8 protein-coding genes and 1 tRNA gene are annotated in these 12495 nt (G+C 72.2%); 4 read left to right on the top strand and 5 right to left on the bottom strand.

Features of this window, described 5'->3' with window-relative positions; all coding sequences use genetic code 11:
- Positions 1-85 precede the first annotated feature (85 nt).
- Entirely contained in the window at positions 86-838 is a 753-nt protein-coding gene (locus GCL84_RS09685) for a hypothetical protein (RefSeq protein WP_328618763.1), read from the top strand.
- Complete coding sequence (locus GCL84_RS09680) at positions 835-2550, top strand: serine/threonine-protein kinase (RefSeq protein WP_156755059.1); 1716 nt, start codon at positions 835-837, stop codon at positions 2548-2550. Before GCL84_RS09685 ends, GCL84_RS09680 begins: the two co-directional genes overlap by 4 nt.
- A 9-nt stretch (positions 2551-2559) precedes the next feature.
- On the opposite strand, the gene GCL84_RS09675 is transcribed toward GCL84_RS09680, so the two are convergent.
- Positions 2560-3405: an HNH endonuclease gene (locus GCL84_RS09675; RefSeq protein WP_156755058.1), complete on the bottom strand. Its 846-nt coding sequence runs from the start codon at positions 3403-3405 to the stop codon at positions 2560-2562.
- A 607-nt stretch (positions 3406-4012) separates the two neighbouring features.
- Between GCL84_RS09675 and GCL84_RS09670 the strand changes: the two genes are divergently transcribed.
- On the top strand, positions 4013-4300 hold the full coding sequence (locus GCL84_RS09670) for a hypothetical protein (protein WP_156755057.1): 288 nt from the start codon (positions 4013-4015) through the stop codon (positions 4298-4300).
- Between the two features lie 91 nt (positions 4301-4391).
- Here GCL84_RS09670 and GCL84_RS09665 read toward each other — a convergent pair.
- Positions 4392-4465: transfer RNA gene (locus GCL84_RS09665), tRNA-Thr, on the bottom strand.
- A 128-nt stretch (positions 4466-4593) separates the two neighbouring features.
- On the opposite strand from GCL84_RS09665, the gene GCL84_RS09660 reads away from it, so the two are divergent.
- Positions 4594-6216, top strand: a complete 1623-nt coding sequence (locus tag GCL84_RS09660) for a hypothetical protein (RefSeq protein WP_197523131.1) — start codon at positions 4594-4596, stop codon at positions 6214-6216.
- 36 nt (positions 6217-6252) lie between these two features.
- Here the strand turns inward: GCL84_RS09660 and GCL84_RS09655 are convergent, their stop codons facing one another.
- The 3 genes from GCL84_RS09655 to topA all read right to left on the bottom strand — a co-directional run bounded on the left by GCL84_RS09655 (position 6253) and on the right by topA (position 12472).
- A complete protein-coding gene (locus GCL84_RS09655) occupies positions 6253-7443 on the bottom strand; it encodes a DNA polymerase III subunit delta' (protein WP_156755056.1) in 1191 nt (396 codons plus the stop codon).
- 22 nt (positions 7444-7465) lie between these two features.
- Positions 7466-9529: a bifunctional MFS transporter/dTMP kinase gene (locus GCL84_RS09650; RefSeq protein ID WP_407924379.1), complete on the bottom strand. Its 2064-nt coding sequence runs from the start codon at positions 9527-9529 to the stop codon at positions 7466-7468.
- A 132-nt stretch (positions 9530-9661) separates the two neighbouring features.
- Positions 9662-12472, bottom strand: a complete 2811-nt coding sequence (gene topA / locus GCL84_RS09645) for a type I DNA topoisomerase (RefSeq protein WP_156755055.1) — start codon at positions 12470-12472, stop codon at positions 9662-9664.
- Positions 12473-12495: the final 23 nt, after the last annotated feature.

Below are 12495 nucleotides of genomic sequence, written 5' to 3'. Positions count from 1 at the left end.
GCGCGCTGTAGCATCCGCGCCAGTCGGGTCAACCCATCCCGGGAGTTTCCCTGTGGGACGTGTAATCGGTACCGCGGTTGCCCTCGTGACACTGCTGTGCACGGGCACCGCGCCCGCCGCCGCGCAGACCACGCCGTCGTCGGATGATCCGCTCGCGGTCGTGGTGGCCGTGGCGGGTCAGGACATCACCGACCGCACGGTCACCCTCGACCCCGTCCGCGCGGTCGACCTGGACCTGACGATCACCAACACCGGTTCGACGACGCGCAGCGTGCGGCTGGTGCGGGTGTCCGGGGAGGCGCTGGCGCTGGACTTCTTCACCTTCGACACCACGCTGCCGTTCACCGTGCCGCCGCGCTCGCAGGTCACCCGGTCGTTCCCGCTGGACGTGCGCGACCTCGACGGGCAGGCCATCGGGCTGCTGCCGACGTCGGTCGAACTGCTCACCGAGGACCGGGTGGCGCTCGGGTCGGCGGAGACGGTGGTGGACGTGCGCGGGTCGCTGTGGTCGGTCTACGGGGCGTTCGGGATCGCCATGCTCGCGCTGGCGGTCGTGCTGTGGTCGAGCACCCTGGTCGCCCTCGCCCGGCACCGGCTGCCGGGCAACCGCTTCCGCCGGGCCCTGCGGTTCCTGCCCGCCGGGGTGGCGACCGGGCTGGTCGCGGTGGTGTCGCTGTCGGTGCTGCGGCTGGTCGCGCCCGAACCGGAGGTCGAGATCCCGCTCGTGCTCGGCGCGGCGGTGGTGGCCATGCTGCTCGGCTTCTTCACCCCGCACCCCGCCGGGCCCGCCACGGTGCGCGAAGACGCCACCGCCGCCCTGCCCAGGCCGGTGCCATGACGACCGCGCTGTCGGCGGCGCTGCCGCAGTACGAGGTGGGCTCGGAGATCGGCTCGGGCGGCATGGGCGTGGTGTTCGCGGGCGTGCACCGGTCGCTGGGCAGGCAGGTCGCGATCAAGCGGCTGCCCGGCTCGGTGGCGGGCGACCCCGAGGTCAACGCGCGCTTCGACCGGGAGGCGCGGGTGCTGGCCAGCCTCGACCACCCGCACATCGTCCCGGTCTACGACTACGTGCAGACCGGCTCGGACAACCTGCTCGTGATGGAGCGCCTCGACGGCGGCACCGTGTGGGACGCGTTCACCGGCCGCGGCCTGACCGGCGAGCAGTCGTGCGCGCTGACCCTGGCGATGCTGGCCGGGCTGCACGCCGCGCACACCGCGGGCGTGCTGCACCTGGACATCAAGCCGAAGAACCTGCTGTTCACCACCTCCGGTGTGGTCAAGGTCGCCGACTTCGGCATCGCCAGGGTGATCAGCGAGGGCGCCACCCTGATGACCCACGGCGGCGAGGTGCTCGGCACCCCCGCCTACATCGCCCCCGAGCAGGCGATGGGCAACCCGCTCAGCCCCGCCGCCGACCTCTACTCGGCCGGAACGGTCCTCTACGAGCTGCTCAGCGGCGACCTCCCGTTCGACCGCACCCGCGGCGCCGTCTCCATGCTGCGCCAGCGCATGTTCACCGACCCGACCCCGCTGCGCGCCGTCCCGGCCCCGCTGTCCACAGTGGTCATGCGCAGCCTGGCCCGCGACCCCGCCCACCGCTACCGCGACGCCGAGGCCTTCGCCGTCGACCTCGCCGCCGCCGCGGCGGCCGTCTTCGGCCCCGGCTGGCTCGAACGCGCGAACACCCCCGTCCACCTCGGCCCCCGCGTGGTCAGCGCAGCCACCACGTCCGCGGGCACTGGCCCCACCACCACGACAGCACCCGTCCGGGGCACCGACCGCGACGAGCGAACCCACCTGCTCGAACCGGCTGAGCTGCGTCCCGCGCAGGAGGTCCTCAGCCGCCCACCGTTCGTGGTCCCACTGCTGGTCGGCCTCGTGGCCCTGGTCGCGATGGTCGTGCTCCCCTTCCTGGCCCCGACCGCGATCGCCCACCAACCGGGCAGGCTGGAACTCGGCGGCCAACCGATCACCGGCCCGGTCCAGGTGGACTTGAGCAAACCGGTCCCGGTGCGCGGGACGGTGGGGTCAGGCGCGCCGTTCGTCCTCGAGTTCTCCCTGTCCACGGCGGGGGTGTCGCTCTGGACCGGCCGGGTGCCGATCGCCCCGGCGCCAGACGGCACCTTCGAGGCGAAGGTGGAGCCCCAGCCCCTGATGCGCTGGGTGGTGGGTGGGGCGGTGACCGGCTCCTTGAGCGTCGACGGCGGGTCGCCACAGGAGTTCACCGTGCGCACGCCGCAACACCCCCTGGCCAGCGTGATGGGCGGGGGCAGCTTGCTGCTGGGCCTGTTCGCGGTGGCATCCGTGGAGTCCCTGATGCGCGCGCTGCGCCGGGGGCACCGACGGCCTTCGGCTCCTTATGCGGCCGCGCCGTTGGGCGCGCTGCTGGGGGCGGCGGTGTGGTTGTTGACGTCGACGCTGCTGGGGCACGAGCCGTCGGCGGGGTTCGCCCTGGGCACGGCGGCGGCGGGCCTGGTGTCGGCGGTCGCCCTGGTCATCGCCACGGCGTGGCGGGCCAGGCGCGCGAACTCCCCGGTCCGGACCCGCTGACCTGCCGGGTCACGCCAGGCACCGCTCCCGGTGGTAGGCGACGCACGCCTGATCGACCTCGTGGCCGTCCCGGGTCGTCAAGGCACCGACAACGGCTGTCGAGCCCTCGCTGACCTGGAGGACCCGGCCTGCCGGGTCGATGCAGAGGGCGAAGGCGTCGAAGCGCTTGTGGCAGTTGGGGCAGAGGCAGAGCATGTTCTCGGGCACGTCGGGACCGTCGTGCGGGGCGCCGAGCCCCCGGATGTGGGCGGCCTCGCTGTAGTGGCGGCCGACGAGCGCCAGGCGGGTGCCGCAGAGCTGGCAGGTGTCCTCGTGGTGCCGCTTGACCCACGCGGCGTTGCGCCTGCTGCGCTCGACCTCCGCGCGGGTCACCGTCCGCCGGGGCGCGCCGGACGCGCTCCCCCAGCCCTCGAGGCCGACGGCGGCGAGGACGCCCTCCTGGTCGAGCTCGCTGAGGTAGGCGCGGCGGACCACGTCGATGGCCCTGGCCCGGAGGGCGTCATCCAGCAGGGCGGCGAAGGTCGCCTCGGTGAACCCGCCAGAGGGGTTGAGCCGGTTCAGCTCCCCCCGCCCCGGCTGCGCCGCATCCGCCCACCCGACCAACTCCCACTGATCCCCCCGCAGCCGCCCGAACGGGTACTCCGGCGTCCGGCGAGACCCGTCCCCACCGAACGCGTCGAGCAGCCCACCGACCTCGACGTCGAAGCGCGACCAGGAGTGCAGCCGCTCCCCCTCGGCCACCCGCCCGAGGGCCCAGATGACCGACAACGGCTTGTGCAGGCTCCGCACGCCGTCGGGCTTGGTGTGCGGGCGCAGGTGCCCGAGCCAGTGCAGGAGCTGTTCGCCGGTAGTCACCCGGTCACTGTCTCAGGAGGCGAAACAGGCTGGGGCCAGAACACCGGCAAGGCCCGTTTCGGGCGCCGAGATCGCAACCCAGCTCCGATCTGCACGATGAACGGCACGTCGCAGCAGTCAGCCGGGCACGAACAACGGTTCTACCCGCAGCGGTAGCCGCACTGCTCAGCGATCAGCCGCCCACCACACCCTTGCCGCCCCACCGCAGGTCAGCCCCAAGATCAGGGGCCTGTGCGCACTGGTGGAAACCCCAAGCGCGACGTGGCCCCTACAGCAGACCAGCCCGTTCTGGGAAGGTCTCTGCGACGAACTTGATTGGCCGGGCTGAACACTCAGGCCCGTTTGCCGTCGAACAGACACCGATCAGCGTTGTGCAACCCTTTTCACCGACCTGCGCTCATAGCCTTGACGGTGCGCACGAGGCAGCAGAAGCACCGCGGGCGGTCCCCCGAATCGGGGGACCGCCCGCGCTGGCACCGAGGACCGATGCAACGGCCCTGGCGCCGCGCCAACCCTCGATCGGGCGCTCAGGAGCGGTGGGCTGCTCCCGGACAGGTACGGCCCGCCGCTCCCTTCTCGCACCGAATTACTCGAAGGACTGGACATCTTGAAGGTAGAACCCACCGACCCGCACCGGCCAGCCGCAGGCGCTGAGCGGCAAGTCTGCTCGGCGGGCATTAGCCGGACCGAAATCGCAGACCCGGACGAGCAGTCCCCCTGCTGCGGCGAACGGAGCGGGGAGACGTCGCGAAACGTCGTCACGGTCCTCGGCGAGAGCCTGCGCACCTGGTCAGGCACCATTCGACTGCTCGTCACGCTGAGCGCGGTCGTCACCGGGTTGCTGATCCTGGGTGTCGACGCGGACCTCGTCAAGGCGATCGTGCTGCGCAGCTAGCTCGACCCCGAGGTGTCGCTGGTGTCGCCGGTGTCGTCCGGGGACGCAGCAGGGCCCCTCCACCGGATGGCGGAGGGGCCCTGCTGGTGCGAGCCGCCTAAGGGAGTCGAACCCTTGACCTATTCATTACGAGTGAATCGCTCTAGCCGACTGAGCTAAGGCGGCATGGCTCGTTGCCGTGCACCACTATAGCGGTAACCCTGAGCGTCACCAGTGGGGGCCTGCGTCGTTCTACTGGGTGAACGCCGGTTACCACCGGTGCGTCAGGAGTTCGCGCGTAGGAGGAACCGGTCATGCGTCGTCGCCTGCCAGTGGTGTTGGCACTGCCCATCGCCGCTTCGGTACTGGCCCTCGCTGCCGCGCCCGCGTCAGCGCAGGTGCAGACGACGCCGGTGCCGCCGTTGCGGGACCCCAGCGGGCCGCCCGCGTCGTCGCCCGCGCAGCCGCAGCCGCTCGGGCACGCGGTGGGGGACGCGGGGACGGGGTTGGCGGTGATCCGGGTGTTGCCGAACTCGACGCCGACCAAGGCGGTCATCCCGGGGGCCGAGGACGTGCTGCCCAAGCAGTCGGCGGTGGAGGTGGGCTTCGGGCTCGCCAGCGCGCAGGTCAACTCGGAGGCGTTCCTGGCCTACGAGAAGGCGATCGCCCAGGCCTCCCCCGGTGGCATCGCGGTGCAGGGGTCGAGCCCGCAGTCGCCGGGGTCGCTGGCGCAGACGGCGCCGCCGAACAACGAGAACCCGGTGGTCGGCGGGATCGCACCGCCCAAGACGCCGCTGGACACGCTGCTGACGGTCAAGGGGCTCGACGGGTCGGCGCACGCCAAGTGGAGCGACACCCTCGGCCCGTGCGTCGAGACGATCTCCGACGCCAGGACCAGCATCGCCAGCCTGTCGGCGCTCAACGCCATCCCGACGCTGCCCAGCGCCAAGGACCTGACCGGCCTGTTCGACGTGCCCGGCCTCGACGCGGCCGGTGACAACGCCGTCGTCGACCAGCTCAAGAAGCTGACCGGCCCGCTGAGCACCCTCGGCGGCGTCCTCGGCGGCCAGGGCAGCACCGAGGGCGGCTCGCTGCTGCGCCTGCCCGACACGCTCTCGGCGCGCTCGACGGTCAAGCTCGTCGACATCCCCGGGTCGCCGAACAAGGCGGTCCAGTCGGTCTCGACGCTGCAGGTGGCCTCGGTGCAGCTCCTGGCGGGCACCGGCTTCGAGATCTCGATCAACGTCGTGAGCCAGCCGACCCTCACCGTCACCTCCACCGGCGACAAGGCCACCTCGTCGGTGCAGTACAGCGCGCCGGTCCTGGAGGTCGTCCAGGGCGGCAAGAGCCTGGGCAGGCTGGACGCGGCCAACCCCGCGCTCGACATCCCGCTGGCCCTGCCGCTGCCCGACCTCGCGCTGCCCCAGCAGGTCCAGGACGGACTCAAGGGCCTGCCGATCATCGGCGACCTGCTCGCGGGCGGCCTGCCCCTGCGGGACGCCATCGCCGACGGCCTCAAGACCCTCGACCTCGGCGTGATCCGGCTGTCGGTCGCGGGCCTCAACCAGACCGACGCCGCCGCGACCGAGCCGTTCCAGGGCTACCAGCTCGGCGCCACCGCCCGGATGCTCGACCTGCAGGTCCTGCCCACCGAGGCCCTGGGGCTGCCGAACCTCCCGTCGGCGCTGGCCCAGGTCTCCCTGGGTGAGCAGGTCGCCCGCGCCTATGCACCCGAGGGTGGCGTTGTCTGCGGCACTGCGGCGGTCAGCCCGGAGGCCCCGCCCGCTCCGGCGCCGCAGGGGTCTCCGATGCCGCCGCTGGCTTACACGAACGCGGCGTACCAGTCGATTCCGCTGTTCTGGAGCGGGACGGCGATGCTGCTGGTCGGTGTGGTCCTGGTGGCCGCGCTGCCCAGCCGTCGGCCCAAGCGCAAGTAGCCCTCCCCTGGCAGGCCCCGCTCGTCGGGGGTGGGGCTAGCCCATGTGGAGGGCGGTGATCATCGCCTCGACGGCGATGCGGGGTTTCACGTTCTGTTCCAGGGCCTCCCGGCAGCCGAGGATGGCCTCGAGGCGGCGCAGGGTCGACTCCGGGGTCCACATCGCCGCGGCCTGGCTCGAGGCGGTGGCCTGGTCCGGGTGGTTCAGCGTCGCGGGCGCGCCCGCCTGGGTCACCAGGACGTCGCGGTAGAACGCGGCCAGGTCGATCAGGGCCAGGTCCAGGGCGTCGCGCTGGGTGCGGGTGGCGCGGGACTTCTGGCGCTTCTCCAGTTCCTTGATGGCGCCCGCGCTGCCGCGGGTGGCGGTGCCCGCGCCCTTGCCGGTGCCGCCGTGGCCCAGGGCCGTCTTGAGGGCGTCCTTCTCCGCCTCGTCCCGGCCCGCGCCTGCCGCCACCGCGTCCGTCTCGGCGGCTTTGACCAGGTCGTCCGCTGCGTCGAAGACGTCGGAGAGGCGGCGGAGGTTGAGGGGGATGCGGAGGACCTTGGCCCGGCGGTCGCGGGCCTCGGGGTCGGTGGCGAGGCGGCGGGCCCGGCCGACGTGGCCGCCGCAGACGGAGGCGGCCCAGGTGGCGGTTTCCTCGTCCATGCCGTCGCGCTGGCGCAGGACGGCGGCGATGGCGGCGGGGGCCGGGGTGCGCAGGCCGATGGCCCGGCAGCGGGAGCGGATGGTGACCGACACGTCGTCGGGGTGGTCGGAGGGGGCGCAGAGCAGGAAGACGGTCCGCTCCGGGGGTTCCTCGACCGCCTTGAGCAGGGCGTTGGCCGCGCCCTCGGTGAGCCGGTCGGCGTCGGCGATGATCACGACCTGCCAGCGGCCGCCGGTGGGGCGCCGCGCGGAGGTCTGCACGAGGGCGCGCATCTCGGCGACCGAGATCGACAAGCCCTCCGGCACGACCAGCCGCACGTCGGCGTGCGTGCCCGACAGCGCCGTGTGGCAGCCCTGGCACTGCCCGCACCCCGGCTCGCCGGGCGTCGTGCACTGCAACGCGGCCGCGAACGCCCTGGCCGCCGTCGACCGGCCGGACCCGGGCGGGCCGGTGAACAGCCAGGCGTGGGTCATCCCCGAGGCCACCGGCTCCCCCGCCACCACCGCGCGGGCGGCTGCCGAGGCGGCTTCGAGCACAGCGACAGCGTCGGGCTGACCGACGACCTGGGACCACACGCTCACAACGAAAGACCCTAACGCCGGGTCAGGCGTCGACCTTGGCCGGTTCGTCCTCGGCGAAGCCCGGCACCCCGCGGGTCACCAGGGCCACGTAGACCGCGGCGCTGACCCGGTGCGCGACCTCCTCGACCGTGCCGTCCCCGTCGACCACGACGTAGCGGTCGGGGTCGGCGGCGGCCATGTCGGCGAGGACGCCCTGGACGTGCCAGTGGTGGCGGGCGCTGCCGGGCCGCGGCGGCAGGGTGGCCGGGTCGCGGTCGAGCAGCAGGGTGATGTCCGGGCGCAGCCGGGAGGTCGCCCAGTTGGCCAGGCCCTCCAGCTCGGCGGCGTCGAGGTCGGCCGCGGTGGACAGGTGCGCCAGCGGGCTGTCGACGAAGCGCTCCATGACGACCAGCGCGCCCCGGTCCAGCGCGGGTCGGATCTCGCGTTCGACCAGGTCGGCGCGCACGGCGGCGGCGACCAGGGCGTGCGCGCGGGCCGAGGATAGCTGCGCCCCGCTGAGCACGGCGCGCAGCTTGGCGTCGTCGAGGACCGGGTCGGTGGCCAGCAGGACCTCTTTGCGACCGGGTCCGCGCAGCCAGTCGGCGAGGCGGTTGGCCTGGGTGGCGGTGTCGAAGTGGGTGTTGCCCTCGACGGCGATGAGCAGGCCGCTGCCGCTGCGCGACTTGCCGCGGACCGCGGAGCGCAGGTCGGCCAGGATGCTCTCGGTGCGCCGGTCGTCCATCTGCCGGTAGGCCACTATCCCGACCAGGGTCGCCAGCACGCCCGCGCCGAGCAGCACCGGCCGGGTGCCGTCGACGATCATCTCGCGGCCGAACAGCGTGATCGAGTGCGGGCGGACCAGGCCGACCAGCACCGGGGTCAGCGCCATCGCCCCGGCCAGCACGACCTTCATCATCGACTGGTAGATCGCGTTGATCCGGCCGCGCACCGAGTCGTCGATCTCGGTGCCGATGATCGTCACACCGGTCAGGAACGCCGCCCCGGCGCAGGCGCCGAGCAGCAGCACGAACGGCAGCGCCACCACCGGGTGCGGGGCCAGTGCCAACATGAACAGCGAGAACCCGGCCACGACGATGGCGATGCCGAACATCCGGTTGCGCGGCAACCGCTGCACCAGCTTGGGCGATCCGGTCATCCCCGACACCAGGCCGACGAACAGCGCGACGAACAGCAGGCCGAAGGTGGCGTCGCCGCCGAGCATGCTGTTGGCGTAGGCCTGTGCGGAGCCGACAAGGGCGCCCGCCGCCGCGATCGCGCCGAGCATCCCGATGAGCAGGCCGCGGACCATCGGGGTGGTGCGCACGAACCGGCCGGCGTCGCGGATCATCGCCAGGAAGCCCGAGTGCGCGGGCTTGTCGTCCTCGGCGTCGGCCTTGGGCGCGGACGCGCGCCCGGACAGCTCCGGGATGCGGGTGGCGATCAGGATGGCGCTGGTCAGGTAGAGCGCGGCGATCAAGAACAGGATGACCTTGACGATGCCCAGGCCGGTGTCGTCGAAGGACAGGCTCAGGTTGTTGCTGACGCCGGTGATCAGCGCGTAGAGGCCTGCGCCGGACACGACCGAGATGCCGTAGGTCATCACCAGGCCGAGCTGGTTGGCCGTCTCCACCTGGTCGGGGCGGCGCAGCAGGTTGGGCACCGCGGCGTCCTTGGACGGGATCCACAGCAGCGCGCAGCAGCCGACCAGGAAGTTGCCCGCGAACAGCCAGATCGGCGACCCGACGACGACGATCGACACCAGCAGCAGCGCCCGGCCGACGTCGGCGAACGCCATCACCTTGCGCCGGTCGAACCGGTCGGCGAACAGGCCGCCGATCGGGGCGAACAGCAGGCCGGGCAGCAACTGGGTCAGCACGACGCCCGCGAAGGCGAAGCTCTGCGCCTTGTAGTCCTCGGTGAGCTTGGTGACGAACCCGCTGAGCGCGAGCAGCGTCATCCAGTCGCCCATGCTGCACAGGAACGTGACGCCCCACAGCCTGCGGAACGGTCGGATGGACAACACGCTGCGCGCCCTGGCCGCCATCGAGCCCCCGGCCGTGTCCCCGCTCGAGCCCCCGGTCTCCCCGTCGCCGCTGATGTCACCCACCCACTTTCCACGCCGTAGAGCGGGCACCAGCGTATCCGCCCGCGCCCCGCGCGCAGGTCATCCTGGGGATGGATATGACGGGGGATACCCCGGGCTCAACCTTTGACTCAGCCTTTGACTCGGCCTTTTGACTCAGCCCTTCGACTTGGCGGTCGTGCGCTTCGCCGGGGGCTTCTTGGCCGCCGTGGACTTGGCGGTGGTCGACTTCGCCGTCGTGGTACGCGCCTTGGTCGTGCGCTTGGGCGCGGGCCCCTTGGCGCGGCGCTCGGCGAGCAGCTCGGAAGCCCGCTCGTCGGTGAGCTCCTCCACGCTGTCGGCCTTGCGCAGCGACGCGTTCGTCTCGCCGTCGGTGACGTACGGCCCGAACCGGCCGTCCTTGACCACCATGGGCTTCTTCGACACCGGGTCCTCGCCCATCTCGCGCAGCGGCGGGACCGCGGCGGCGGCCTGGCGGCCCCGGCGCTTGGGTTCGGCGTAGATCTTGAGCGCCTCCTCCAGGGTGACGGTGAAGATCTGGTCCTCGCTGGTCAGCGAGCGCGAGTCGGTGCCCTTCTTCAGGTAGGGCCCGTACCGGCCGTTCTGCGCGGTGATCTCGTCGCCCGAGGCCGGGTCGGCGCCCACGACGCGGGGCAGCGACAGCAGCATGAGCGCGTCGTCGAGGGTGATCGTGTCCAGCGCCATCGACTTGAACAGCGAGCCGGTGCGCGGCTTGGGCTTGGCGGTCTTGGCCTTGGTCTTCTTCGCGCCGTCGGCCGGGGGCTCCTCCTCGGGGAGGACCTCGGTGACGTAGGGGCCGTAGCGCCCCTCCTTCGCCACGATCTCGTGCCCGCTGACCGGGTCGGTGCCCAGGCTGCGGCCCTCCATCGGGGTGGCGAACAGCTCCTCGGCCAGCGCCAGGGTCAGCTCGTCCGGCGGCAGGTCCTCGGGCAGGTTGGCCCGCTGCGGCGCGTTGTCGACCTCGCGCTCGAGGTAGGGCCCGTAGCGGCCGACGCGCACCACGACCGAGCGGCCCTCGGCGTCGTCGAACACCGGGATGGAGTTGACGATCTTGGCGTCGATGTTGTCCACGCCGGAGCCGACGAGCTGCTTGAGCCCGCCGGAGCGGCCGACCGAGCCGTCCGGGCCGACCTGGCCGCCGAAGTAGAAGCCGGACAGCCAGTCGGTGCGCTGCTGGGTGCCCGCGGCGATGCCGTCGAGCTCCTCCTCCATCGCGGCGGTGAAGTCGTAGTCGACCAGCCGCTCGAAGTGCTGCTCGAGCAGGCCGATCACCGAGAACGCGATCCACGACGGGACCAGGGCGGAGCCCTTCTTCCACACGTAGCCGCGGTCCTGGATGGTGTTGATGATCGAGGCGTAGGTGGACGGGCGGCCGATGCCCAGGTCCTCCAGCGCCTTGACCAGGCTGGGCTCGGAGTAGCGCGGCGGCGGGCTGGTGCTGTGCCCGTCGGCGGACAGGTCGGTCGCGGTGACCGCGTGGCCCTTGGTCAGGATCGGCAGCCTGCGCTCGGCGTCGTCGGCCTCGCCGCCCTCCTCGGAGTCCACGGCCTCGACGTAGGCGCGCAGGAAGCCGGGGAAGGTGATGGTGCGGCCGGAGGAGGAGAACACGCACTCCTCGCCGGAGGAGGCGTTGCCGGTGATCCGCACGGTCATGGTGGTGCCGCGCACGTCGGCCATCTGGGAGGCGATGGTGCGCTGCCAGATCAGCTCGTAGAGGCGGAACTCGTCGGTCTCCAGCTCGCCCGCGACCTGGCCGGGGGTGCGGAACACCTCACCGGCGGGGCGGATGGCCTCGTGCGCCTCCTGGGCGTTCTTGACCTTGCGGGTGTACTGCCGCGGGGTCGGGTGCACGAACTGCGCGCCGTAGAGGTCGGTGGCCTGCGAGCGGGCGGCCTCGATGGCGGTCTCCGACAGCGTGGTGCTGTCGGTCCGCATGTAGGTGATGTAGCCGTTCTCGTACAGGCGCTGGGCGGTGCGCATCGTGCGGTCGGAGCTGAACCGCAGCTTGCGGCCCGCCTCCTGCTGCAGCGTGGAGGTCATGAAGGGCGCGTAGGGGCGCCGGGTGTAGGGCTTCTCCTCGACGCTGGTGACGGTGAGCTGCGCGCCGTCGAGGGCGGCCTTGAGCCTGCCCGCCTCGGCCTCGTCGACCAGCAGCACGTCGGTCCCGGCCTTGAGCTTGCCGTCCTGGCCGAAGTCGCGGCCGGTGGCCAGGCGGGTGCCGTCGACCGAGAGCAGCCGGGAGGCGAAGGTGGGCGGCTCGGCCTCCTTGCCCGCGTCCATGGTCGCGGAGAGGTCCCAGTAGCTCGCGGCGACGAAGGCCATCCGCTCGCGCTCGCGCTGGACCACGATGCGGGTCGCGACCGACTGGACGCGGCCGGCCGACAGCCGCGGCATGACCTTCTTCCACAGGACCGGGCTGACCTCGTAGCCGTAGAGGCGGTCGAGGATGCGGCGGGTCTCCTGCGCGTCGACCAGGTCGCGGTCGAGCTCGCGGGTGTTCTGCGCGGCGGCGCGGATGGCGAGCTCGGTGATCTCGTGGAAGACCATCCGGCGCACCGGCACCTTGGGCTTGAGCGCTTCGAGCAGGTGCCAGGCGATGGCCTCGCCCTCGCGGTCGCCGTCTGTGGCGAGGTAGAGCTCGTCGACGTCCTTGAGCAGGCCCTTGAGCTCGGTCACGGTGGACTTCTTGTCCGGGGTGACGATGTAGATGGGCTCGAAGCCGTGGTCGACGTTGACGCCCAGGTTGGACCACGTCTCGCCCTTGTACTTCTCCGGCACCTCGGCCGCCTTGCGCGGCAGGTCGCGGATGTGGCCCCGGGACGACTCGACGACGAAGTTGCGCCCGAGGTAGGAGGCGATCTTGCGCGCCTTCGCAGGCGACTCCACGATCACCAGCCGCTTGGGTTCGGCGCCCCCGCCGCCCGCAGTCTTCTTAGTCGCTGCCACGCTGTCCCGCTCTCTGTTTACCC

Origin of the sequence: Actinokineospora pegani (assembly GCF_009745975.1) — a bacterium.
GTDB lineage: Bacteria > Actinomycetota > Actinomycetes > Mycobacteriales > Pseudonocardiaceae > Actinokineospora > Actinokineospora pegani.
Note: the sequence above shows the minus strand (reverse complement) of the source record. Positions and strands in the feature narration are given on the sequence as shown.